Genomic DNA, 24,865 nt, shown 5'->3' with positions numbered 1-24,865 from the left:
TCATTATACAAAAATGTACCCTATAGGTAGACCTTTTTTAAAGTGTCTACTCTATAGGGTACATTTTAGTATGCAGAGACCTTTTTCTATTCTAGTTTTCCTCTAAACAGGCTTTTTCACCTTAATAACACGGATTCGCATTTCCCCCAATAGCAAAACTTGCTTATTCGGTCAATAAATCCTGCTTGAGCTTCGCACTGGAGTTTTTCCAGATATCTTCATCATGTGACTTTAGGAAACTGCCAAGAATCTTTTTGGATGCCTCATCCATATGATCCACAATAATATGACGCTTCAAGGATTTATCCATTTTATTTACATGCTCTGGAAGCAGCTTATAGCCGCGGCGCGCTTCACGATCTACTGTCATTTCGCAAGCTGTCGCACCCGCATAATACGCTCCCTCTGCTGTTCTTTCAATAGTTACCCAAACGAGCCAATACGGCTTTCCATTTGGTACCTCTTCCTTGTTGGTTAAGAATTTAATGCCTTTTTCAACTGCGCTGCGGGCATGCATCGCCCCCACGTCTACATATGCAGTCCCTTCTGTTACATCCACAATAACAGGGGACATATTCTCCAAGCTTAATGCACCGACACCAAAGCCGCCGTGTCCGCTTGTTGAATCATTTTTTACAATATTAAAGCCAATTGGCTTTTTCTTTTGTTGCTCTTCCATTCTGTTTTCCTCCTGCTTCTCTTTTCCTTATATTGTATCATTATGAAACATACAAACCAAAGAGCGGCGCAATGATGCTCTCAATCGCTCCTGATACATACGGTATGACAACCGAAAAAATTGGTCCAATTGTATATTGATCAAGCGGTGTGATAACTAACACCAGAAAAATAATCGCTCCGTAATTTTCAAACTGTGTCATCTTTGCCCGCACATTCATCGGCATAAGGTCCTCCAAGATGCGATAGCCGTCGAGCGGCGGCAATGGCAGTAAGTTAAAAACAAATAGAACAAGATTTAAGCCGATGAAAATTTGAAAGAATTCATACAGTGTTTTTCCGATTGCATCCGGCAGCATGTGCAGCGCACCCGTGCTGATAAGAGCATACCAGAGAATGTAACCAACAATTCCTAAAAACAAGTTGCTAAGCGGTCCAGCTACGGAAACTAGTATACCTGCCAGACGCGGTCGCTTAAAGAAATATGGATTTACAGGAACCGGTCGCGCCCAGCCAAAGCCAAGCAGGAAAATAGCAATCGTCCCGACTATATCAAGATGGGCTAGTGGTGATAACGTTAAACGTCCTTGTTGCTTTGCAGTGGGGTCTCCGAATTTATACGCAACGTAAGCGTGAGCAAATTCATGAAGGGAAAGGGCTGCTGCTATTGCTAACACGACCAGCGGGATTTGCTGCAATGGGTAAACAAATAAATGGTCCATCATTCATCTCCTTTTTCAAGCTTTACCGTAAGCATACCAAAAATATAAAGAAAATGTTTGTTTTCTGATTTCTTCCTAACAAAATTCGCTATAATAGGAGTGTATTTTACATAAAAAGGAGTGGAAATCATGCCATATGTTACAATTAAAATGCTGGAAGGCCGTACAGAGGAACAAAAAAAAGCTCTTGCTGAAAAGGTAACAGCTGCAGTCGTTGAAACAACAGGCGCACCAGCTGAAAAGGTTGTTATATTCATTGACGAAATGACTAAAAATAACTATGCAATCGCTGGGAAGCGTTTAAGCGACGAATAGAAAACTCGCCGATTGGCGAGCCCTGCCCTTAGGCGAAGCCAGAGGCATAGTTGTACTTACGCTCCTAAAATTTCCGGCTATGTTGAATTCGTTTCTAGCTGGAAACTTATACAGCCTTAAATGTAAAAAGGAAAAGACCCTGCTTGGGTCTTTTCCCTTTTTGAAACAGACCGTGTCCGCTGTCTTTATTACCCTTTTCCTTCTAAAATACTAATGATTTTTTCCTTCACTTTTCCTTTCCGTCCATCCTCGTATAAGGTGTCATACGGATAAAAAAGCTTTTGATCCATGCGTTTTTTGCCTGTAATAGCTTCAACGATACTCGATTCACGTGATAATTCACGAAGCTCGCCATTTGGCATCAGCAGCATAATCGGCAAACGTTCCTCTTCTTCACCTGCCCGATAAAAGTCATACGGCAGGTCAGAGGTGGAATCTACAACAAGATAATAATCCGGGTCGATGCCAGCCTTCTTGCATAAGCTGCTTAGCTCCATCCAGTTATTTAATCCGTGATATTTTTCTGTGAAATCTACATATTTAAATAAGTTTCGGTTCACAAAGCGCCGGCAGAGATCACTTAAAATCGCATCTTCTTCCTCCTGCCATACTTGAAAATAATAGTACATAATATTTTCATCAAGCTTTAAGTAATCTTCAATCGTAACCTCATCCTCAAATAGCGAGTAGAAATGAACAGGCTGATGCCTGAATGAGTAATATTGCTTATGAAGTGCCTTCGCGCGATGCAAGATCTTTGTTAAAATAACCTCCGCACTGCGTGTGACCGGATGGAAATACACTTGCCAGTACATTTGATAACGGCTCATAATATAATGCTCCACCGCATGCATACCGCTATACTTAATTACAACCTGATCCCCGTGCGGGCGCATCACACGTAAAATACGCTCCATATCGAAGTTTCCGTAGGTGACCCCAGTAAAATAGGCATCTCGCAGTAAATAATCCATTCGGTCTGCATCAATTTGACTGGAAATCATACTAATTGCTAGCTTATTATCAGAGGTTTTCGCAATAACCTCGGCTACCTTTTTCGGGAATTCACGGTCAACCTCCCGCAGCACTTGATTAATTTCTGTATCACCAAGGATAATGCGCTGCGTGAAATGCTCATGGTCAAGATGAAATACCTTTTCAAAGGAATGTGAAAATGGCCCGTGCCCAACATCATGTAAAAGCGCGGCACATAAGCAAAGTAAGCGATCCTCAGTATTCCATGCGGGTCTGCCATCAAACACATTATCAATCATCCGACGAATGATTTCATATACGCCGAGCGAGTGATTAAATCGGCTATGCTCCGCTCCATGAAACGTAAAAAATGTTGTACCAAGCTGTTTAACGCGGCGTAATCTTTGGAACTCTGCTGTACCGATCAAATCCCAAATGACCTGATCATCCACATGAACATATTTATGTACAGGATCCTTAAACACCTTTTTTTCATTCATTTTGCCATTGGGATATACCATTTAAGATACCCCCTTTCTTTGCTACTATCATACCTGTATTATACCGAAAGGATAATGAGATGAGAAAGACCCGCCTATGCATTTATATTCAATTACATACAAATTCCAATTAAAGAAAACTCGCCGATTGGCGAGCCCTGCCCTTAGGCAAAGACAGAGGCGTAGCCCTACTTATACTGTATTCCTAAAAGTTAGCTTCCTGCTAGAACTTAACTTTACGCTCTCCTAATAGTGAAAAAAGCACTTCCTCTACCGAGAAGTGCTTTCCTTATTTTCCTAGTTTATCCTCAATTTTTTTAATTAATTCAGTTTCATTTGGTGCCGAAACAGGGCGGTTATTCACGAACGCAAATGACTTTTTACGCCCTGGCCCACAGTATGACTGACAGCCAACCTGCACATCTGCATCCGGGTCTACTTTCTTTAAACGCGGAAGCAATGTTTTTAAATTTGTGGCCTGACAATCATCGCACACCCGAAATTCATTTGCCATCTTGCACAATCCTTTCTCGAGCTCAAACTTTTCGCATATATTAGTATGCACCGTTGCACGATTTGCTAAAAGATATTTTACCGTTCTTTTTAAAATGTTGCAAGCTATCCGTGCACGATCTTATAAGGCAAAGCTATCATTAATTGTTGTCCACATAGCAAAACAGGCAGAAATAATGCATCTGCCTGTTTTCCTATTCATATGTATTTTCAAAACGCTCTAAATGGCAGAACTATTAAAAAAGGATGGCAACCAGACGACCATAGAGGAATTTCCTCTTTAGGCTCTAAGCTTTGCGTCCCTGCTTTTCAGCCAGGTTTGCCTTTTACATATCATATAAAAATGTAGTGGGGTATTCTCTTATAGAGAATACTAAGTAAGTATGAACATATTATACATTTTTTTATAAGAAAAATACATACTCTTTTTATTTTCTCCCTATATTTTCCACTTCCAATCGACCTGAAAAGCTAATCTGAAAGAGAGATAGTATGTTTTACTAGGAACTTCAGAGCCTCTATCTCTGGAAATAATCTACCATTTTTTTAAAAGGTTTGTATAAGACGTATCATTTCCGTCCATCCTAAAGGTAGAAAACACTTTAGAAAGGGATTAAGGAGATGATTCTATGAAGATAAGACAAGATGCTTGGACAGAAGAAGATGATTTGCTTTTGGCAGAAACAGTACTGCGCCATGTCCGGGAAGGAAGCACACAATTAAACGCCTTTGAAGAAGTAGGAGATAGACTTAATCGCACATCAGCGGCTTGTGGATTTCGTTGGAATGCCGTTGTACGCTATAACTATGAAAAAGATCTACAGGTAGCAAAAAGGCATCGCAAAGAGAAGATGCGTGCAATCGGCGGGGATCAGGCAAAGAAAAAGCTGCTGTATACACCACCAGCACCAGCTCCTGCCGTGCGTACTGTTGATATGGAAGCTGATGAAGTCATAGAAAATACAGTTCTACTAGAAGAACCTTCCTTCACCATGACGGATACTGCTGTTTTTAGTCCAAGGGAGACTTCTTCTCTTACAATGGCAGATGTAATTCATTTTCTACAATCTTTAGGAAGCTCAGATGTAAAGGTCACTGCATTGGAGCGCGAAAATGAACGATTAAGAAAAGAAATTACTGAATACATGCATAAAAATGAAGAACTAGCAGGCAAAGTTGCCAAGCTAGAGCAAGAATCAACGACGATTCAAGAGGATTACGAAACAATGATGAAAATTATGAATCGCGCCCGTAAGCTCGCTCTTATGGATGAAGAGGAGCGACCAACAACAAGCTTCCGAATGGACCGAAACGGGAACCTTGAAAAAATTGCAGAATGATAGCCGCAGAGGAGATAGCTATATTGCTATCTTCTTTTTTGTTATAATGACTTAAGGAAAGCGGACATAGACCATTTTACCTGCGGGAGACCCCCGTTCAATAAAATCGGCAGCAGTCCATTAAGCTTTATAACCTCATCATAAAGGGGCTACAGACATGCGTGATTATCGTTCTATTTTATCTCAGCCCCAATGGCGCATCATTGACCAATCAAGCCTAGGACCGCAGTTTCAAGCACTGCAGTCTTTCGCGATGGATGATACATTATGTACAACAGTCGGCAGTGGGCTTTCCCCTGCAACGGTGCGCTCTTGGGTTCATCACAATACAATTGTACTTGGCATCCAAGATACAAGGCTCCCGTTTTTACAGGAGGGCATAAACTTTTTACAGGAGCAGGGCTGGAATGTAATTGTACGCAATTCAGGCGGTCTTGCGGTTGTGCTGGACGAAGGAGTGTTAAACATCTCCCTCATCCTGCGCGAAGCCGATAAGAGCATTGATATTAACCTTGGCTATGATGCAATGCTGGGGCTCATTCAAGAAATGCTTCATGATTATGGTGCTGTCATTGAAGCAAGAGAGATTGTTGGCTCCTATTGTCCAGGCAGCTATGATTTAAGCATTGACGGTAAAAAATTTGCCGGTATCTCACAGCGCCGGATTCGCGGCGGGATTGCTGTACAAATTTATCTGTGCGCCACGGGCAGCGGCTCAAATCGAGCTGCCCTCATTCGCGATTTTTATCAGCTTGCGCTAAAGGGAGAGCAGACAAAGTTTGTCTATCCTGTTATCGTGCCGGATGTAATGGCATCCTTATCGGAGTTGCTGAAGACAGACATCACCGTGTATCACTTAATGATGCGTCTGCTGCAAACACTTCAACACTTTACGCCGACGCTCTCACCATCACAGCTGCTTCCTGAAGAGGTCTCAATGTATGAACAAAACCTCCATCGGGTTTTAGAGAGAAACAACAAAGCTCTAGGATAAATACCCAGCGGAAGCGCAGCAGGATAGCGTATACAGAAAACTCGTCACCTGGCGGACAGAGACACGGTTGAACTTATACTTTGTTCCTAAAATGAAAAAAAGCCCAATATGGGCTTTTTTTATTTACAGTGCTTGACCTGCAGTGATTAAAGACAGCTTATATACATCCTCTTCATTACAGCCGCGGGATAAGTCATTTACAGGCATGTTCAATCCTTGTAAAACAGGTCCAATCGCCTCAAAGTTCCCTAAGCGCTGTGCAATTTTGTAGCCGATATTTCCTGCTTCAAGGCTTGGAAATACAAATACATTCGCATTCCCTTCAATAACAGAACCAGGCGCTTTTTGCTTCGCAACAGCTGGTACGAAAGCCGCATCGAATTGGAACTCACCATCCAATGTTAACTCCGGTGCCATTTGCTTCGCAAGCTGCGTCGCTTCTACTACCTTTTCTGTTTCCGGAGATTTTGCTGAACCCTTTGTTGAGAAGCTAAGCATTGCAACGCGCGGGTCAACACCAAACAAAGCTGCTGTTTTTGCGCTTTCTACTGCAATCTCCGCCAAATCCTGGCTGGATGGAGAAATATTAATTGCACAATCAGCAAATACATATTTTTCCTCTCCACGTACCATGATAAACACGCCAGAAGTTTTAGAAACGCCTGGCTTTGTTTTAATGATTTGCAGGGCAGGACGAACTGTATCTGCCGTAGAATGAACTGCTCCGCTTACAAGTCCCTGTGCTTTGCCCATATAAACAAGCATTGTACCAAAGTAATTTTCATCTTGTAATAATTTGCGTGCATCTTCTTCAGATACCTTTCCTTTACGACGCTCTACAAAAGCCGCTACCATCTCTTCCATTTCGTCATAAGACGCTGGATCATAAATCGTAACACCGGATAGCGCTACATTCAAAGCATCTGCCTTTTGCTTAATCTCAGCTGTATTCCCCACTAAAATTGGGTTTACTAGCTCGTCCTTCGCTAAGCGGGCTGCTGCGCCAAGGATACGCTCATCTGTTCCTTCTGGAAGAACAATCGTCGTTCCCTTTCCGCGAAGCTTCTCTTTTAATGTTGCAAATAAATCACTCACTGTTGTTACCTCCTATGTACTTAACTGTATTTAAGGATACGCCTTTTTTCCTCTAATTTAAACTTTTTCAATTTAAAAAAACGCCCAAAAATAAATGATTATATATTTAGAATGTTCTGACCGTCATTCGCTAGCAGGAATTCCTATTTCTTGATGCTTTTATGGTATAGTAAATATTGTACGAAATGAATTTAAAAATTGAGGTGATTAAGATGAGTGAAGCAGCAAAAACATTAGATGGTTGGTATTGCCTGCACGATTTCCGCTCTGTGGACTGGACTGCATGGAAGCGGTTATCAAGCGATGAGCGTCAGACAGCTATTTTTGAGTTTTTGGATCTAGTGGAAAAGTGGAGCAAAACAGAGGAAGCAAATGAAGGCAGTCAAGCTGTGTATACAATTGTTGGGCAAAAAGCAGATTTTATGCTCATGCTTTTACGTCCAACAATGGAAGAATTAAACGAAATTGAGACGGAATTTAACAAAACAATGCTTGCTGAATATTTAGTTCCTACATATTCCTATGTGTCTGTCGTGGAATTAAGCAATTACCTGCCTTCTGACGAGGATCCATATCAAAACCCACAGATTATAGCGCGTCTGAAGCCAATTTTACCAAAAGCGCAATACATATGCTTCTACCCAATGGATAAGCGCCGCCAAGGGGACGACAACTGGTACATGCTTCCGATGGAGGAGCGTAAAAAAATGATGTACAGCCACGGTAAAATTGGTCGACAATATGCGGGCAAGGTACGCCAAATTATTACAGGCTCCGTTGGCTTTGATGATTATGAATGGGGCGTAACATTATTCTCAGATGACGTACTTCAGTTCAAAAAGCTTATCTATGAGATGCGCTTTGATGAAGTGAGCGCACGCTATGGTGAGTTTGGCTCCTTCTTCGTCGGCAACATCCTCCCGAAGGAAAAGATTGCAGAATTTTTACACGTATAATGATGGATGCTTCCTGTTTTCGCAGGGAGCATTTTTTGTTGCCTAACTCCTATAAGCTTGATTTTCTTAGTTGTCATATCTCCTTTTCCCTCTCCATACATATGGAATAGCGGTTCTTTTTGATAGCAGCATTCCCTTAAAGCAACAAAGTATAGTTTACTGGCCCGAACTGCCTTTGAAGTGAGGTGAAAGGTATGGGAGTTATTCCATATACCGAAGAGCATGTAAAACTTCTCGCGCGATTGATGAGAGCAGAAGCTGAAGGCGAAGGAAAGCAGGGCATGTTGATGGTTGGAAATGTCGGCGTAAACCGGGTGCTCAGCGACTGCCTGGACTTTAAAAAAATTCGTGATCTTCAGCAAATGGTATTTCAAACTCCGGGCGGCTTTGAAGCAACTCAAAAAGGATACTTTTATCAACGGGCAAGAGACAGTGATATTGCGTTGGCGCGCCGTGTGATTAACGCGGAACGCTTCTGGCCTGCCACATATGGCTTATGGTTCTTTAGGCCAGGGGGGGATTGCCCCCCTACATGGTTTAATCAACAGAATTCCGGAAGATTCAAACAGCATTGCTTCTACCAGCCATCCGGAAGTGATTGTCCGAAGGTTTACTCTATTTAGCTAATCATAGGGAGGGTTTAGGATGAATCAAAATCCATATTATGGATCAGGCTTTTATCAACCATCAGGAACACCAGCACCTGCTTCTGGGCAGAATGGTTATTATGCACAGCAGCCTGCTCAACAAAGCCCACAGGCTGTACAGGGCGCGCAGGCTGCACAAGCCGCGCAGGCACAGTTCGCAATGGCTTCAGGACAGCTGCCTTTAGAGCAATCTTATATCGAAAATATTCTTCGTTTGAACAAAGGTAAGCAAGCAACTATATTTATGACGTATGAACGAAACAGCTCACTCGGAACGCAGTCATATACAGGCATTATTGAAGCGGCTGGGCGCGATCACGTTATTATAAGTGAGCCTGAATCGGGAAAACGTTATCTCCTGCTCATGATTTATTTAGACTATGTAGAATTCCCAGGGGAAATCAATTATCTTCCGCAAGGGCAAGCTGCAACGTATCCACCGCGGAGATAAAAAGCGCAGTTGGATACCTCCTACTACGCACAAAAGCTGGCAGCCCAAGGGCTGCCAGCTTCTTTTACGTAAAACGCTAAGCAGCGAATACCTCTTTGTAAGTAAATCAGGCTGCGCTGCTTTTCTCTATAATCCCTTTACTGCTGCGATCGCAAGCAGCACCCATGCCGTTAAGAAGGCTACGCCTCCAAGCGGTGTAATAGCTCCAAGCACCTTAATGCCAGATACGCTTAATACGTACAAGCTTCCTGAGAATAAAACCGTTCCTGCAACCATAATCCACCCTGCCGCCGTAGTAAGTGAACTATCTGGCAGCTTAGCTAAAAGAAATGCCACCACAAACAAACCAACTGCATGGAACATCTGATATGTAACACCTGTTTTCCATACCTCTAGCATTTTGGCGGAAACTCTACCTTCTAAGCCATGTGCGCCAAATGCGCCAAGTGCAACCGATAAAAACGCACTAATGCAACCTAAAATAAAAAACACCTTCATATCCTTCACCGTCCTCTTACCTAATCTTAGAAGAATTCACACCGAAAGCCAACCGTTTTGTCTCCTAAAGAAAACTCGCCGATTGGCGAGCCCTGCCCTTGGGCGAAGACAGAGGCGTCGTTGCACTTATACTTTGTTCCTAAAATTTCTCACTACGTCGAATTAACTTCCAGCTAGAAGCTTATACATTCTTACCGTGCTAGAAATCCAATAAGGAACCTCCGTTTGCGCCTTCTTCCTTTAAAAGCACTGGTGCAGGAGAAAAAGAAGGGGCTGTATGAACAGGCCTTTGCTCCAACATTGCTGCTGGCGCAATCTGTGCCTCTTGTTGCTCCTCCAGCACTAGGTCACATAGGGCACGGATAGCAGCTAAATGCTCCCGAACCTTTGCTGTGTTATGCTGCTGCCTTGCAGCCGCAACCTCACTCGTCAATTTGTTTAATACCGCCTCTACAGACACTTGCATCATTGTTCACCTCATTATTTCTATTGATATGCCTTTTCCATTAGTTTTAGCTTTTTTATCGGTCCAAACACTATTATCATATCATGTTCAAGAAGCTTTTCCTCCCTTGTTGAGTTATGAATAACAATATTATTTCGGAGCACAGCTAAAATAGTGACATCAAAACCATCTTTAATTGCTTATATATTCCAAATCTTATACTTGAAATTGGACAATCAATGCACTACAATACGTAGTGGAAGGTGAAAACATGAATATCAAAAATTTCAAGTACGATGAAGTGGGGCTATCCCGTTTTTTTGGACCGTTAGAAGCCAAAATTATGGAGCTTCTCTGGAATGCGGATGAGCTCAGCATTAAGGATGTTCAACAACGCCTTGAGCAGGACAAGCCCGTCAATTTCAACACTGTTATGACTGTTATGAATCGACTGGTAGAGAAGGGAATTCTAAAAAAGAGATTACAGGGAAGACTTTCACTATTTCAGCCGGTTCAATCAAAGGATCGCTTTATCGAAGAGCAATCTAAGAAGATAACAGAGAACTTGCTTGATGAGTTTGGCGGTGTTGTAATCACCCATATGCTTGATGCATTGAAAGATGTAGACAAAAACCTGCTGGATCAATTAGAACATAAAATTCAGCAGTTAAAACAGGATAAGCTATGATGTGGTGTAAAAAGAAGTCGGCCTTTATTCTGGGATTAAGTCTCCTTATTGCGGTTTTTGTATGGAGCCAGATAGGGATGTACTTAGCACATCTCCTATTTGGAGTAAATATTCGTGTAAACTTTTTTAAGTTTTGCATTAGCTTGTTCAAGGAAAGTTCATTTTACTACTTTCTTGTGCTTCTTCTATTAAATGCATTTATTGCCTATACCGTGCTTGTAACACTTATTAAGGTTACAGAGCAGTATATTGTAGCTAAAAAGTTTAAACAGAAGCTAGTCCATCTAAAGAGCATAGAATTAACCAATATCATGAATGAGGAATACAACCGGCAAAATCAAGATATTATGGTCATTCATCACAATCAGTCACTAGCGTTTACAATTGGATGCATGAAACCGTATATCGTTCTCTCAAGCGGTTTAATCGAGATGCTGGAGGACCATGAGCTTGAGGCAGTAATAGAGCATGAAACCTTTCATCAAAGAAACCGTGATCCGCTAAAGGTTTTCATCCTGCAATTAATCTCGCAATCCCTTTGGTTTATTCCGGTAACCAAATGGGCTTACCAAAACTATAAAATTATGAGTGAAGTGCTAGCCGACGGATATGCAATCCAAAGAACAGGTTCTGAGCTAGGTCTAGGAAGTGCCTTGTTAAAGCTCATTAAAAATGGGTTTCATCCAGGCATAGGTCCTGTCTTAATTCACTTCTCGGATGAATCCGTAAATTACAGATTACAGCAGCTGGTGGATCCTCAAAAAACGATACCGGTAAGGCTTAAAACAACATCTATTGTAATTTCTATACATGCGTTATTTCTTTTTATGAGTATGGTTCTAGTAACCATTACTTAATTTTTTTTTTACCTTCCAACACTACATAGTGTAGTGCAAAAATGAAAGGAGAGATAAGTAATGAAAAATTATCAAGAAATTGGAGCATTTATTTTAAGGGTAGTATTGGGAATCACCTTCTTTGTACATGGTCTAACAAAGTTTCAAAGTGGTTTAGGCGGTCTTGCCGGATGGTTCCAGAGCATGGGCATACCTGGCTTCATGGCATATGCTATCGGTACAATTGAATTAGTGGGCGGAATCGCCTTAATCTTAGGTCTGGGAACAAGAATCATTTCTGCTCTGCTTATTGCCATTATGGTGGTTGCCACTCTGAAAGTGAAATTAGCAGCTGGATTCTTAGGAAATGGACAAGGAGCTGGCTACGAGCTAGAAGTTGCTTTAATGGTGATGGCTCTTCATCTCGCTTTAAATGGAAGCTCCTTCCTATCATTAGATTCTAGGCTTCCTTTTACAAAGGCGCGGGCAGCAGCTAGAGCATAAGAGGAAAATCAATAAATCGTTCAGGAGGGTCTTAGCAGCCCTCCTTTTTATATGGAAAACTTCTAACCTTGCAGCCTACGACTATTGTTGTTAGGATAGTAGATAACACGAACGATGGAAAGGGCTGAATAAGATGTCTTACAAAATGATTGTACTGGATTTAGATGATACACTGCTGCGCGACGACCATACTATTTCTGAGCGTACAAAAAAAGCGCTTATGGATGCACAGGAGTTTGGTGTGAAGGTTGTACTTGCTTCTGGACGTCCCACATACGCGATGCTTGATATTGCAAAGGAACTTCACCTAGAGAAGTATGGAAGCTATATTCTTTCCTTTAACGGCGCCAAGATTATAGACTGCCAAACAGATGAGGAGCTATTCAGCAGTACCCTATCACCGGAAACAACCCATCACTTATATGAAGTGAGCCGCCGTGAGGATATTGATGTTTGGATTCACACATATGTTGGTGACACAATTGTAACTGAGGCAAATAATCAATATACTGAGATAGAAGCAGAAATTACCGGACTGCCAATCGTGGAGGTTGATAGCTTCACAGCTGCAATTGATGAGCCTGTTGTAAAAGTATTAATGGTGGAGGCTCCAGAGCGTCTAATTGGAATAGAAAAGCAGCTGCAGGCTGAATTCGCTGGAAAATTATCCGTTATGCGTTCTAAGCCATTTTTCCTTGAATTTACAGAGGCTGGAGTAACAAAGGGTACAAGCCTCAACTATCTGATTCAAAAGCTCGGTATTAAGCGTGAGGAAGTCATCGCAATGGGGGACAGCTACAATGACCAAGCCATGATTGAATTTGCGGGTCTTGGCGTTGCTATGGGGAATGCACCTGATGATATTAAGGCTATAGCGGACCATGTAACAGATACAAATATGAATGATGGCGTAGCAAAAGTTGTTGAGGAATTTGTCCTGACTGTACGTGTTTAATACTCAGACTACCCTTGCTCTTGAGGAAAACATTCTGAAGACAAAAGCAGGTAGATAAATCCAAAAAAACTCCCTTCCTAGAAATATAGGAGGGAGCTTTTTTGCACTTTAAGAAAGCATAAATTTCTGGCTGGAGGACCATTCGACGTAGTCGGAAATTTTAGGAATACAGTATAAGGGCAACTACGCCTCTGTCTTCGCCTAACAGCTCGCCAGTCGGCGAGTTTTCTTTACACTGTAAGAAAGTATAAATTTCCAGCTGGAAGATCATTCGACGTGGTCGGAAATTTTAGGAATACAGTATAAGGGCAACTACGTCTCTGTCTTCGCCTAACGACTCGCCAGTCGGCGAGTTTTCTTTATTATTATTTCATATATACATGTCTCTTGCGTGCAAAACGTCTCATTAATTCCTCGTACGCACCTGAACCAAGGGTAACGCCTAGGATGATAAATATAAACCCAAGCAGCTGCTTCCATACAATGGTTTCCCCGAGGAAGAGAAGTGAGCCAATTAACGCAAAAAACGGGTTGAAATTAATGAAAATTGACGCTTCTGCTGCCCCAATTTTTCCGACACTATAATTGTAGATCATGTGGCCAAAAGCCGTCGCAAGAAGAGCTGATAGCAAGAAGAGACTCCAAGCAGCGATAGATCCTCTTGTCATGCTAGAAAGCCCGCTTGGTTCTATAATGAGGCTGATGACAAATAAAAACGCTGAACCAAAGATTAGCATATAGCCCGTCATAAGACGTGGATCGATTGTCTTAGAAGCCTTTTTAATAGTAATAAAGCTGACTGATTGTGACAGGATGGATAAAAAGATATCTATATCGCCGGAAGAAATATGGTGAAGGCTCTCACCATTCCCTAAAATAACAAATGACACTCCGAAGAAACCAAGCAACACCCCTACTACCTTCAAAACAGTCGCTTTATCCTTTAAAAACAACATTGCAAGGATGGCCGTCAAGAGCGGCGCCATTCCCAAAATCAAACCAGTATTCGTTGCAGATGTTTTCGTCAAACCGACAGATAAAAAATAATGATGTCCTACAACATTAAATAAGCTTCCTATGAAAATATAAAACCATTCTTTTCCCTTTGGCAGACGTACCGCTTTTAAAAAGCCAAGAATGAGAAATACTATACATCCGGCTGTAAAAATCCGAAAAGCTGTCATCGTAACCGGCATAAAACTCGTAACCAATATTTTTGTAGCAATTACGTTCATTCCCCAAAGCAACATGACAAATAATAGCAGACTATATATTTTTGATTTTGACACCGTCATTCTCCTCTTCACTACTAAGATGGAAAAAAGGGAAGAACGGCTTCCCGCTTCCCTTTTCCATTCCTCTATTTTATAATAACTTTCCTGCTTTGTGAATTACTATGTATCCCTGGATTTCCCCGTATAAAGAAAACTCACCGATTGACGAGCCCTGCTCCTGGGCGAAGTTTCAACTGGAAATTTATATATTTCTACAGCGTAAAACAGAGAAAAAAAAGCCCAAAGATCCCTTCATCATGAAAGGATTTCCTTGCGCTTTATAAACATGAGTAGATCTCGTCCCTCTAAATATTATGAAATATCCGGTATTTCCCAATCAATCTCTGTCTCATGGACACTTTGCAAAAATGCATTTACCTTTGAATATGGCTTGCTTCCAAAAAAGCCTCGATTTGCTGAAAATGGACTTGGATGCGGAGCCTCAATGATATAATGCTGGCTATTTGTAATGAGAGGAGCTTTTGCCTGTGCATGCTTACCCCATAATACAAACACAATTGGCTTTTCCCTCTCATTTAACAGCTGGATGACACGGTCTGTAAACGTTTCCCAGCCCTTTCCCTTATGAGAGTTCGGTTCGCCTTGCCGCACTGTTAATACTGTATTTAACAAAAGAACGCCCTGCTCTGCCCATTTCACTAGGGAGCCGTGATTTGGAATATGGCAGCCAAGATCATCATGTAGCTCCTTGAACATATTCTTTAGTGACGGTGGAATACGAACACCTGGATTCACAGAGAAGCTTAAGCCTTGTGCTTGATTTGGACCATGATACGGATCCTGGCCAAGGATAACAACCTTTACGTCATCATAATCTGTGTAATGTAATGCATTAAAAATCTCATCGGGCTTTGGATAGACAATACGTGTACGGTACTCCTCCTTTAAAAACTCACGAAGGCTTTTATAATATGGCTTTTCAAACTCTTCTTGTAAAAGTGGTTCCCAGTCATTTTTTAGGATTGTCGCCACCTTAACCACTTCCTTTCTTAGTCTCTTTTTAGTTATTTTGCCCATACTTTTCATAGTACACGTTTTAGTTGTTAATCAAAAGAATTGATGATAGAAACTAGTGCTTCTACATATGCAGTATCTTATATGTAAAAGAAAACTCGCCGATTGGCGAGCCCTGCCTTTGGACAAAAACAGAGATGTGTAGTTGCCCTTATACTCTATTCCTAAAATTTCCCGCTACGTCGCATGGTCTCTTGAATAGAAATTTAGGCTTTCTGAAAACGTAAAGAAAAGGCCGACTCCAAGAGATCGACCTTTTTATCTAAATTCGCCCAGATTGGTTCGGCTTCCATAAATAAGGGCAGACGCTGCATTCGGATGCTACGCATCGCTTAGATGAAAATGCATCCTCTGATTATACCGAACGGCGGCAAAGAAGACGCTCTAGCATAAGTCCTATTCATGATGATAGCTCTGAAAAAACACAAGAGGTTTCATCGCTTTCTCCTCGTTATGAATAGGCCTTCTCGTATGATCCGAACAATACATTATATGAACAAGCTTACCTGTAAGACACGGACAAGTTCCTTAATTCCTTGCCTAACTTGTCATATCCTGCTTCGTAAATACAAAAAATGACACAAACAGTGAGACGGCTGCCCAAGCCGTTAAATTCAGCAAAGAAAAACTCATAGATAATCCCTTTAATGCTGGAAGCTGTCCAGACAAGTAATCGGTAAGCGATAAGTTAACACTAAAAATATACTTCGCTCCCTCCCAGGACGTCGCAAAGTTGCTTAAAATATTCCCAGCAATTAAGCCAGCAAGCATCACTCCCATACCAGCTGGTGTATTGCGGATAAGCACCGAAATCATAAAGGAAATCGTTCCAATCACAACCGCCACAAACCAAGCTAATCCATATGCCATCATAACGTACATCCACTGCGGAACAAGGTGAACGAAGTTTGTATTCAAGCTTTCGTTTTCGATTACAAACCCGGTTAAGACAGGAAGCATCCATCCCGAGTAGCCAAATACAATCCCCGATAGAAGATAAGCGATGATACCGACAAGCAGCAAAATCAGCGAAACAAATAGCAGCATCGTGACATATTTGCTCAAAAGCACCTTCCACCTTCGAACCGGTCTGGTCAAAAGCATTTTAATCGTCCCGTCACTCCGCTCTCCTGAAACAATATCAATTGCAACAATCATGACAAGCAACGGCACAAATAGGGTAATGCCCTGTTCGATAAAGGCTCTTGTAAAGGTTGGAGCTCCCGGCGCATTTGGATTAATATCATGATCCAAATAATATTGCTGCTGTTCAATACGCACCTTGAGCCATTCTCTCCACTCTTCTGGCAAGCGTGAATTGTTCAAACGATTTTGCGTATCAACAATTTGCTGCTGCAGTGACACTCGCCAATCACTTGTACCGAGGCGCTTCATTGTTGTTTGCACCTCCCTATACTGCGCATATACAAAAATAGGGATTAATACAAGTAAAATCAGGATGATCACAAAGACCCTCTTTTTTCGATAAATCTTCTCTGACTCGTTATAAACTAGCTGCAAAAACTCACGCAATTCCTTCAGCTCCCGTCAGCTCCATAAACAGATCCTCCAAGGTAAATGCAACCTCACGCACACTATGGACATCTATACCATTTTCAATGAGTTGCTTATTGTATATGCTAATTCGTTCAATCGGCATACGGCATGTAATGACATTCTGCTGCGCTGTAAGCTCCCTTACTTCTGCTAAACCTCTTAAAATGCCTTCTGCTTTTTCAACTGGTGTTACAATCCACTCTACTCTATCAGCCGCTTTTTTCACCAAATCTTCAATAGTAGCTACTGTAATCATTTTTCCATGGTTAATGATCGCAACTCTATCGCACATCATTTGCACCTCGCTCAGCAAATGGCTAGAAATAAACACACTCATCTGCTCTTCTTGTACGAGATGATGAACAAATTCACGCAATTCTCGAATGCCGGCCGGATCTAAGCCATTTGTCGGCTCATCTAAAATTAGCAGCTTAGGTTTGCCAAGCAATGCCTGTGCGATGCCAAGACGCTGCTTCATTCCAAGTGAATATGTTTTAACTCTATCGTGAATACGCTTGTCCAAATGCACCATCCGAACAATCTCATGAATCCTCTCATCTGTTACATCTCCAAGCATACGGGCAAACTGCTTTAAGTTCTCCCAGCCTGTTAAATATGTATACAGCTCCGGATTTTCGACAATACTTCCAACCTGCCGCATCGCATTTCGGAACTCCTTGCGTATATCATATCCCGCAATTGCAATCTTGCCCTCCGTTGGCTTAATGAGCCCGACAAGCATACGAATTGTCGTTGTTTTCCCAGCCCCATTCGGCCCTAAAAACCCGAATACCTCTCCTTGCTGTACCTCAAAAGAAATATTCTCTACCAATGTCTTCTTCCCAATTACCTTTTTAAGGCCTTTTACAGAAAGCACCGTTGTCATTAATCTGTCACTTCCTTTTTATCAATACCTAACTGGCTCACAAGATCTTGCAGCAAGCGATTAGCTACTAAAGCATAGCCCTTTTCATTCGGGTGAAAATGGTCAGAATACAATAATTCCTTCCCTCGGCTGTGAAACAGGTCAAATACTGGAATAATATGTACATTTGAAAATTCAAGCGCTGTTCGCTCCAAAGAAGCATTCCAGTTCACAACAACAGCTGAGGAGCCGCTCAATTCCGGTACATCTTCAAATGGGTTATATAAACCAATCCAAAAAATTGGGCAATCTGGATTTACTTTACGAATCAGCTCGATAATATTCTTCGCGTTTGCTTGGAAGGTTGCTTCGTCCGGTCTATATTTCGTTAAATCAAGATTTCCAAGCGCTTCCCAGCCCGGGAATAAATCATTTCCGCCTATTGTAAAAACAATTACATCCGCTTGCTTTATAGAATACTGTACACCTTTATCAGCTAATTGCTTTAGCAAATCCGGCATTTTAGCACCACTTACTGCAAGATTTGCAAGTGAGGTCTTTTGTTGATACTCGCTCTCTAAATGATTACGCACACGGCCGATATAACCGATTGCTTCTTTATCGCCAACACCACGTGTTAGAGAATCCCCCAAACTAACTAGCTGCAGATTTTTATCATTTTTCTTTACCTTCGTTGCTTCTTCACCAGCCTTTGGCATACTAGAAGCCTTCGGGTTCAGTACGTCATTTGCACCAACTATGAATCCGTACAGAAACAAACCGAGAGATACAGCCATAACCGCAAGCAGCACCTTAATCATGATAGGTCTCATGCCTCATCGACTCCATTTTTCTATATAATGAAAACATTACCAATTACCGATATTATAGCAAACAGCAAAAAAGAAACAAAACGATGCGGTAATATGCTAATGAGAATGCAAGAGCCTTCTTAATAAGCTTCTTCCCATCTCAGTGCATCCGTTTATTTTTAGATAAAGAAAACTCGCCGATTGGCGAGCCCCGCTCTTGGGCGAAGACAGGGGCGTAGCCCTACTTATATACTGTATTCCTAAAATTTCTCGCTACATCGAATTGGCTTCTGGCTAGAAATTTATACTTTCTTACAGTGCAAAAAAAAACACCTTAAAAGCATTAGCCTTTAAGGTGTGTTACTGTATTAAAAACAACCTGTACGCCTTCGTTTACAATTTGAAGCCCTTCTACAGCACAGCTTGGGAAGTGTTCCTTCAGCTCCTTGCTAATAAGCTCTCCCGCACCCTTGCGAACGAAGCAAAGTACAGTCGGACCTGCACCGCTTAGTGCATATCCATATATATCCGAATGGCTCGGAAGCGTTTTGAGCACCTGCAGCTCAGCTACAAGCGGTGTACGGTACGGCTCATGAAATAAATCGCGCTTCATTGCCTCCCCCGCAAGCTTCCAGTCTTCCTTCAGAAGTGCAGCTACAAGGAGATTACTAACCCCGCTGCCCTGAATCGCTTCCGCATAGGAAAGCTGACCAGGAAGTACGTTACGTGCATCAGATGTTTTCAGTTCATAAGAAGGAATAATCGCTACAAGCTCCATATCTGTAATGGACTGCTGTACAAGAGCTGCAGATTGCCCATCATATGTGCCGATGACAAGCCCGCCATATAATGAAGCTCCAACATTATCGATATGCCCTTCCATCACGCTTGCAATGTCTAGCTTCTCCTGCATGGACAATTGCAAGTCGCAAAGTATATTCGCAATCTCAATTCCTGCAATAATTGCAGAAGCACTGCTGCCAAGACCGCGTGTCAGCGGAATATCACTTTCTACCTCTAAGCGGCAATATGGCAATGTTTTTTTATATTCGTATGCAACCTCTAAAGCAGTCTGAAACAACAGATTACTTTCATCAGTAGGTGTTCCCTCTAATGCTGGTGACTTTGCCACACAACGCCAGCCAGTGTCTTCATACACATCAACTATTAAATATTTACTTACCGCAAGGCCGATCGAATCAAAGCCTGGACCAAGATTGGCTGTACTTGCCGGTACTTGAACGGTAAACATGGGACCGTTTGCTGTCATTAGAAAACAACTCCTTCGGCATGCTCGAACAAGATTCCTTCATCGTTCGGCAATACCCTTGGTTCAAATTTCTTTGTCTTTATGCGGTAGCTCTTGTGGGAATAGCTATAACATAGCTGACCTTTTCTGAGTTCGCATCTTTATACCTTATTATTGCGTTAGCATTACTTTTTCTATTACTTTCCTTCTCCCTCAATGCGGTAGCTTGCTTTCACACCTTGCACAACGTTTAAGCCTTCTAAACGCTGTAAGATGGACTTGTAGCTTGTAAGAGAAGTATGGTGCGTAACAAGAACGATTTCCGCAGTTCCTTTTTCCTCAAGGGGTGTTTGAATAATCTTTTCAAAGCTCGCCCCATATTCAGAGAATAATGATGTAACCTGCGCAAATACACCTACTTCGTCTTTCACATGGATGCGAAGGAAATATTTTGCTGTAATTTCGTCCTCATTCTTGAGTACTTTTGGATATTGCGGCGTTACGGTGCTATTGCCGTTCACACCCAATCTCATATTTCTCATCACCGCTACTAAGTCAGAAACGATTGATGTTGCTGTTGGAAGACTGCCTGCCCCAGGACCATAGAACATTGTCTCTCCAACTGCTGCTCCGTACACATACACAGCATTGAATTCATTTTGTACAGCCGCAAGCGGGTGCGTGTTTGGAAGAAGCGTTGGCTCTACACTCACCTCAAGCTTTTCGCCATCGCGCTTCGCAAGTCCAATTAGCTTCATTGTATAGCCAAGCCCTTGGCTGTACGCTAAGTCTTCCTCTGTGATCGATGAAATTCCTTTTACGCTAACATCCTTTAGCTCCACATTTGTGGAAAAGCCAAGCGTTGCAAGAATTGTCATCTTACGCGCTGCATCCAAGCCTTCTACATCTGAAGTTGGATCCGCTTCTGCAAATCCAAGCTCCTGCGCTTCCTTTAACACATCCTCATATGCTCTTCCTTCATTTGACATCTTTGTCAAAATGAAGTTTGTTGTTCCGTTCACAATTCCCATCATTTTCGTAATTCGATCAGAGGAAAGTCCGTCCACAATGGTGCGAAGAATCGGGATACCGCCAGCTACACTTGCCTCATAAAATAAATCACATTGATTTTCCTTTGCTACAGAAAGCAGCTCAGTGCCATATACAGCCATTAAGTCTTTGTTGGCTGTCACAACATGCTTGCCATTTTGCAATGCGCGTAAAATATGCGCTCTTGCTTCTTCAAGTCCGCCCATTACCTCAATAACTATATCAATATTCTCATTGTCGATGATTTCCGTTGCATCCTTAGTGAGCATATCAGGGGTAATTTGGACATCTCTTTCTTTTTCTAAGTTCTTCACTAAAATTTTCGTAACTTTGACAGGACAACCGATTTGATGAATGAGGCGATCTTGATGAGCATTAATGATCTTGACCACCCCACTGCCAACTGTGCCGAGTCCTAGTAAACCAACCCGAATTTCTTCCACTATAGTCCACCCCTTTTTTACAAAATGATATTTATGTGCAATTATATAATTTCATGTCGTAAAAAACAATATATTGTCAACATTCTGAATACGTTTTATAATTTTATCCCTAAGAAAACGTTACCACTTTCATAAAATGAATGGTGTTTCCTGGTATACATAATAATTGAGCCAATTGGAAAATAACAAATTCCCATGACTTCTCCACTTCACTATCGGGCTCTGAGTTGGATCATTATCCCGATAATAATTTTTTGGAATCTCAATTTCTAAGCCTCTGCTTATATCACGATCATATTCATTCTTTAACGTATCACGTCCATATTCACTATGACCGAACACAAAAATATTCTTCCCTTTAGCATCAGCGGCAATATGCACACCTGCTTCGTCAGATTCTGCCAAAATCTTCAGCTCTGGTACTTTTATAATATCCTCTTTCCGTACTTCTGTATGCCGCGAATGAGGAGCCCAAAAGTATTCATCAAATCCGCGCATTAGCTGCACATTCTGCACCTGTACCTCATGCTCAAAAATACCAAAGGTTTTCTCTTCAAGCGGGTATTTTGGAATGCCATAATGATAGTAAATCCCAGCTTGTGCACCCCAACAAATGTGAAGAGTGGATGTTACGTGAGTTTGTGTATAATCCATAATACGTTTTAGCTCTTCCCAATAATTCACGTCTTCAAACTCCATCGTCTCTACCGGAGCTCCGGTGATGACGAAGCCGTCAAATTTCTCTCCTTCTACCTCGCTGAACGTTCTATAAAAGCTCGTCAGATGCTCCTGTGACACATTTTTTGACGTATGTGATTCCATATGAAGCAGATGAACGTCAACCTGCAGCGGTGTATTGCCAAGAAGGCGTAACAGCTGCGCTTCAGTTTCCTGCTTTGTCGGCATTAGATTCAAAATAGCAATCTTGAGCGCACGGATATCCTGATGCTCCGCACGTTCCTTCGTCATAACAAAAATATTTTCCTTCTGCAGGACTTTACCAGCTGGTAAGTCTTTATTCACGATGATAGGCATATTCTTTTCCTCCGGATAATGCTTGATATAAATCTGCAATTAACTCTTCCACCTCTTGAATACCGATGGACAAATGAATGAAGTCCGGTTTGACTCCAGCAAGAAGCTGCTGCTCCTCAACCGTTTGGCAGTGCGCTATGCTCGCCGGGTGAATCGTTTCTTGCTTCCATGCTTCTCTCATTCCCGCACCCTTCTTTCCTCGATATACACTTTCTTAAAAGTATAAAAAAAAACTGCTCCTTTTCCCCGCAGGTAAAAGAAGCAGTTATGTCCAAATTCATCCGGCTCATACCTCTCTTATCTCTCAGGAAATATACCTGCAGGATTTGGCACAATTCCGTTCGACGGCTGTTGCCAAGGCTTCATAGGGCCTGTTCCCTCTGCCTGTTCTTGATAAGTCGTATGCATTCATTAGTGCTGATTGTATCGAAATTAATTGGTGCTGTCAATATATTTTGTGAAGATTCATATAATTTGGTTGAAGGCTGTACATCATCAATATAACCAGCTTTCCTGCCTAGAAGATATCACTGGTTACATCTTACCCTTCCTTATATCAGCCAGCCTTAAACGCAACAAAAATATTGTAGCCTAACAGATTAGACACACTCTACTTAATATTAATAAAGAAAGCAAACGAAAGCATCGTTTGCTCAGGGCTCTCAGGCTTGTTCATCTTCACCCTAATCACATCGTCATCTTGACTATCGTGACCCCGTTCATCCTCATTCTCTATTGGACTTCAGACCATAAAACAAAATATAAAAATAACCTTATATATTAAAGGAAGTACAGTAAAAAGTTCGTTCTGTTCCTACACATACTTGTTTTATAATTTCACCTTTGTCTTTCATCTATTTAAAGCAATTTTATAATAGATAAGGTTTTCAATCAACGATCAAAATCTCTATAAATTACCAAAATAATACATAAAAAAAGAAGGAGGTCTTTAACTGGATATTGAATATAATTTTCCCATAAGTATAAAAAATCATATTTCCGAGATTACTCTACAAATCCTATGCCTCAGCAATCTATTCGTACATTACATCTGCCTTCTTTAGTAAAAACAAAAACTTCTATTAGTTATTGTCATTCTCATAAATCATACACCTCATGCCTTACCCATGAAAACCACCAGAAAGGTAACATTCTTTGGAAGTGGATGGTTGAGAAGAAGAAAACCAAACGCTACAAAGAAGGACCCTTTATGAACATCTTTCGTAGAAGGGTATTTGATACGTACCCTGATGCTCACATGACATATAGGAGCATGACTACACCAAGAAGAAAAAAACTGCAGCTCGAAAAAACACATTACAATGATGCCATTGCAACTACAGGGATAACCAACATCCAAGAAAATACGGCTCACGTTCTGTATATCAAACAATTTAGGAAGAAAATACGCTCTTTACATGAAGCAACCGCTAGAAAAGGCAGAAAAGAAAAAAAATACACAATCCAAACGGAATGAAAAGAACACAAAATCAGTCAGTTCATGGCACTTAAACGTGCCCAAACTTCCTACAAGGCAATTGCTTCCTCATATGGTGTTACGCTTAGTTCATCTGCTCCGGTTGTCTCAACACCTATATCTAATGGCTCAAGTACAGGTCATACAACGGTATCATTAAACGTTCGTACTGCTCCAAGCATTACAGCAGCACGTATTACAACATTGCCACAAAACACAACTGTTACTATTTATGAGACAAGGAATGGATGGTACCGCGTTGCGGCTAACAGTATTTCTGGCTGGGTTTCCTCTCAATATATAACCGTATCAAACACAAAGACCGCACCTAACGGAAAGAGCGGAAAAACGACAGCTGCAGTCAACTACCCACCACTTAAACGTTAACACGTTTTGAAGTGGGGGCTTGTAAAAGCCTAGTTGTCTAGTCTTGGTCTCCGGTATATGGTGAGCCATAGCGAGTGACTACGTTGGATCAGTCAATACGGCTTTGTGTGATTCCCAAGCACAATCTGTCGTTCAGGCTCTGTAACAGTTCTGAGAGGAGGAACGGTCAACCTGAAGTAAGAAGCTGATCCAACATTGACGAAGGGAAACAAACTCTAAGGAGGGACGAAACTTGCGAGTATTCGTCAGAAATTTACGAGGAGAGCCACTTATGCCTTGTTCAACTCGTAAGGCTAGAATTCTACTCAAAGAACAAAAAGCAACCATTGTAAGATACAACCCTTTTACAATTCAGTTATCGTATACAACTGGAGAAACAACACAAGAAACAAAATTAGGAATTGATTTAGGGGCAAAGCACATGGGAGCTGCCGTTACATCTGATGAAAAGGTTCTTGGAAAAGCAGAAATAGAGCTACGTCAAGATGTAAAAAGCAATTTGGAAACAAAGAAAATCTATAGAAGAAGCAGAAGAAATCGTAAAACACGATACAGAAGGTCAAAATTCA

29 protein-coding genes and 2 riboswitches are annotated in these 24,865 nt (G+C 41.6%); of the genes, 13 read left to right on the top strand and 16 right to left on the bottom strand.

Annotation, left to right across the window (positions count from 1 at the left end; all coding sequences use genetic code 11):
* Positions 1-163: 163 nt before the first annotated feature.
* Both EP737_RS07925 and EP737_RS07920 read right to left on the bottom strand, forming a co-directional pair.
* On the bottom strand, positions 164-679 hold the full coding sequence (locus EP737_RS07925; protein WP_129727433.1) for a YwhD family protein: 516 nt from the start codon (positions 677-679) through the stop codon (positions 164-166).
* A gap of 40 nt (positions 680-719) precedes the next feature.
* A complete protein-coding gene (locus EP737_RS07920) occupies positions 720-1,400 on the bottom strand; it encodes a site-2 protease family protein (protein WP_129727432.1) in 681 nt (226 codons plus the stop codon).
* Between the two features lie 129 nt (positions 1,401-1,529).
* On the opposite strand from EP737_RS07920, the gene EP737_RS07915 reads away from it, so the two are divergent.
* The gene (locus EP737_RS07915) at positions 1,530-1,715 is read left to right on the top strand and encodes a 2-hydroxymuconate tautomerase (protein ID WP_129727431.1); all 186 of its coding nucleotides are present in this window, start codon (positions 1,530-1,532) and stop codon (positions 1,713-1,715) included.
* Positions 1,716-1,903: 188 nt separating this feature from the next.
* On the opposite strand, the gene EP737_RS07910 is transcribed toward EP737_RS07915, so the two are convergent.
* Positions 1,904-3,211: an HD domain-containing protein gene (locus EP737_RS07910; protein ID WP_129727430.1), complete on the bottom strand. Its 1,308-nt coding sequence runs from the start codon at positions 3,209-3,211 to the stop codon at positions 1,904-1,906.
* Positions 3,212-3,479: 268 nt separating this feature from the next.
* The gene (locus EP737_RS07905) at positions 3,480-3,704 is read right to left on the bottom strand and encodes a YuzB family protein (protein WP_129727429.1); all 225 of its coding nucleotides are present in this window, start codon (positions 3,702-3,704) and stop codon (positions 3,480-3,482) included.
* Positions 3,705-3,948: 244 nt separating this feature from the next.
* A riboswitch (cyclic di-GMP riboswitch) is annotated at positions 3,949-4,037 on the bottom strand.
* Positions 4,038-4,332: 295 nt separating this feature from the next.
* Here EP737_RS07905 and EP737_RS07900 point away from each other — a divergent pair.
* Positions 4,333-5,043 carry an RsfA family transcriptional regulator gene (locus EP737_RS07900; protein ID WP_129727428.1) on the top strand — a complete coding sequence of 237 codons (711 nt, stop codon included), beginning with the start codon at positions 4,333-4,335 and terminating at the stop codon, positions 5,041-5,043.
* 157 nt (positions 5,044-5,200) lie between these two features.
* Complete coding sequence (lipL, locus tag EP737_RS07895) at positions 5,201-6,037, top strand: octanoyl-[GcvH]:protein N-octanoyltransferase (protein ID WP_129727427.1); 837 nt, start codon at positions 5,201-5,203, stop codon at positions 6,035-6,037.
* A gap of 123 nt (positions 6,038-6,160) precedes the next feature.
* Here lipL and pta read toward each other — a convergent pair whose 3' ends face one another.
* Complete coding sequence (pta, locus tag EP737_RS07890) at positions 6,161-7,132, bottom strand: phosphate acetyltransferase (RefSeq protein WP_129727426.1); 972 nt, start codon at positions 7,130-7,132, stop codon at positions 6,161-6,163.
* A gap of 212 nt (positions 7,133-7,344) precedes the next feature.
* Between pta and hemQ the strand changes: the two genes are divergently transcribed.
* The 3 genes from hemQ to gerQ all read left to right on the top strand — a co-directional run bounded on the left by hemQ (position 7,345) and on the right by gerQ (position 9,186).
* A complete protein-coding gene (hemQ, locus tag EP737_RS07885) occupies positions 7,345-8,088 on the top strand; it encodes a hydrogen peroxide-dependent heme synthase (protein ID WP_129727425.1) in 744 nt (247 codons plus the stop codon).
* 194 nt (positions 8,089-8,282) lie between these two features.
* Entirely contained in the window at positions 8,283-8,711 is a 429-nt protein-coding gene (locus EP737_RS07880) for a cell wall hydrolase (RefSeq protein ID WP_129727424.1), read from the top strand.
* Between the two features lie 22 nt (positions 8,712-8,733).
* Entirely contained in the window at positions 8,734-9,186 is a 453-nt protein-coding gene (gene gerQ, locus EP737_RS07875; RefSeq protein ID WP_129727423.1) for a spore coat protein GerQ, read from the top strand.
* A gap of 126 nt (positions 9,187-9,312) precedes the next feature.
* Here the strand turns inward: gerQ and EP737_RS07870 are convergent, their stop codons facing one another.
* The gene (locus EP737_RS07870) at positions 9,313-9,684 is read right to left on the bottom strand and encodes a DUF423 domain-containing protein (RefSeq protein WP_129727422.1); all 372 of its coding nucleotides are present in this window, start codon (positions 9,682-9,684) and stop codon (positions 9,313-9,315) included.
* A 199-nt stretch (positions 9,685-9,883) separates the two neighbouring features.
* Complete coding sequence (locus EP737_RS07865; protein WP_129727421.1) at positions 9,884-10,153, bottom strand: YwdI family protein; 270 nt, start codon at positions 10,151-10,153, stop codon at positions 9,884-9,886.
* Positions 10,154-10,400: 247 nt separating this feature from the next.
* Between EP737_RS07865 and EP737_RS07860 the strand changes: the two genes are divergently transcribed.
* From EP737_RS07860 to EP737_RS07845, 4 genes are all read left to right on the top strand, one after another.
* Positions 10,401-10,817, top strand: a complete 417-nt coding sequence (locus tag EP737_RS07860; protein ID WP_129727420.1) for a BlaI/MecI/CopY family transcriptional regulator — start codon at positions 10,401-10,403, stop codon at positions 10,815-10,817.
* A gap of 143 nt (positions 10,818-10,960) precedes the next feature.
* Positions 10,961-11,674 carry a M56 family metallopeptidase gene (locus EP737_RS07855; RefSeq protein ID WP_205650898.1) on the top strand — a complete coding sequence of 238 codons (714 nt, stop codon included), beginning with the start codon at positions 10,961-10,963 and terminating at the stop codon, positions 11,672-11,674.
* A 60-nt stretch (positions 11,675-11,734) separates the two neighbouring features.
* Complete coding sequence (locus EP737_RS07850) at positions 11,735-12,157, top strand: DoxX family protein (RefSeq protein ID WP_129727418.1); 423 nt, start codon at positions 11,735-11,737, stop codon at positions 12,155-12,157.
* A gap of 133 nt (positions 12,158-12,290) precedes the next feature.
* Complete coding sequence (locus tag EP737_RS07845; protein WP_129727417.1) at positions 12,291-13,112, top strand: Cof-type HAD-IIB family hydrolase; 822 nt, start codon at positions 12,291-12,293, stop codon at positions 13,110-13,112.
* Positions 13,113-13,477: 365 nt separating this feature from the next.
* Here the strand turns inward: EP737_RS07845 and EP737_RS07840 are convergent, their stop codons facing one another.
* From EP737_RS07840 to EP737_RS07800, 9 genes are all read right to left on the bottom strand, one after another.
* Positions 13,478-14,407 (bottom strand): DMT family transporter, encoded by a 930-nt coding sequence (locus EP737_RS07840; RefSeq protein WP_342772891.1) that lies wholly within the window; start codon positions 14,405-14,407, stop codon positions 13,478-13,480.
* A gap of 291 nt (positions 14,408-14,698) precedes the next feature.
* Positions 14,699-15,379 carry a uracil-DNA glycosylase gene (locus tag EP737_RS07835; RefSeq protein ID WP_246040200.1) on the bottom strand — a complete coding sequence of 227 codons (681 nt, stop codon included), beginning with the start codon at positions 15,377-15,379 and terminating at the stop codon, positions 14,699-14,701.
* A 582-nt stretch (positions 15,380-15,961) separates the two neighbouring features.
* The gene (locus tag EP737_RS07830; RefSeq protein WP_129727414.1) at positions 15,962-16,954 is read right to left on the bottom strand and encodes an ABC transporter permease; all 993 of its coding nucleotides are present in this window, start codon (positions 16,952-16,954) and stop codon (positions 15,962-15,964) included.
* Positions 16,947-17,864: an ABC transporter ATP-binding protein gene (locus EP737_RS07825; protein WP_129727413.1), complete on the bottom strand. Its 918-nt coding sequence runs from the start codon at positions 17,862-17,864 to the stop codon at positions 16,947-16,949. The genes EP737_RS07830 and EP737_RS07825 overlap by 8 nt, the downstream gene beginning before the upstream one ends.
* On the bottom strand, positions 17,864-18,676 hold the full coding sequence (locus EP737_RS07820) for an SGNH/GDSL hydrolase family protein (protein ID WP_129727412.1): 813 nt from the start codon (positions 18,674-18,676) through the stop codon (positions 17,864-17,866). The genes EP737_RS07825 and EP737_RS07820 overlap by 1 nt, the downstream gene beginning before the upstream one ends.
* Before the next feature lie 322 nt (positions 18,677-18,998).
* A complete protein-coding gene (gene thrB / locus EP737_RS07815) occupies positions 18,999-19,925 on the bottom strand; it encodes a homoserine kinase (RefSeq protein ID WP_129727411.1) in 927 nt (308 codons plus the stop codon).
* Positions 19,926-20,101: 176 nt separating this feature from the next.
* Positions 20,102-21,397, bottom strand: coding sequence for a homoserine dehydrogenase (locus EP737_RS07810; protein ID WP_129727410.1), 1,296 nt, complete (start codon positions 21,395-21,397; stop codon positions 20,102-20,104).
* Between the two features lie 129 nt (positions 21,398-21,526).
* Positions 21,527-22,432, bottom strand: a complete 906-nt coding sequence (metA, locus tag EP737_RS07805) for a homoserine O-acetyltransferase MetA (RefSeq protein WP_129727409.1) — start codon at positions 22,430-22,432, stop codon at positions 21,527-21,529.
* Positions 22,413-22,613, bottom strand: a complete 201-nt coding sequence (locus EP737_RS07800) for a PLP-dependent transferase (RefSeq protein ID WP_129727408.1) — start codon at positions 22,611-22,613, stop codon at positions 22,413-22,415. Before EP737_RS07800 ends, metA begins: the two co-directional genes overlap by 20 nt.
* Positions 22,614-22,726: 113 nt before the next feature.
* Positions 22,727-22,832, bottom strand: a riboswitch (SAM riboswitch).
* Between the two features lie 810 nt (positions 22,833-23,642).
* Between EP737_RS07800 and EP737_RS07795 the strand changes: the two genes are divergently transcribed.
* The 3 genes from EP737_RS07795 to EP737_RS07785 form a co-directional block, all read left to right on the top strand.
* Complete coding sequence (locus tag EP737_RS07795) at positions 23,643-23,909, top strand: hypothetical protein (protein WP_129727407.1); 267 nt, start codon at positions 23,643-23,645, stop codon at positions 23,907-23,909.
* 24 nt (positions 23,910-23,933) lie between these two features.
* A complete protein-coding gene (locus EP737_RS07790; RefSeq protein WP_129727406.1) occupies positions 23,934-24,296 on the top strand; it encodes an SH3 domain-containing protein in 363 nt (120 codons plus the stop codon).
* A 271-nt stretch (positions 24,297-24,567) separates the two neighbouring features.
* Positions 24,568-24,865: RRXRR domain-containing protein (locus EP737_RS07785; RefSeq protein WP_246040199.1), on the top strand; the 298-nt coding region annotated here is incomplete at its 3' end.

It is taken from the genome of Ectobacillus funiculus (assembly GCF_004138295.1).
GTDB lineage: Bacteria > Bacillota > Bacilli > Bacillales > Bacillaceae_G > Ectobacillus > Ectobacillus funiculus.
Note: the sequence above shows the minus strand (reverse complement) of the source record. Positions and strands in the feature narration are given on the sequence as shown.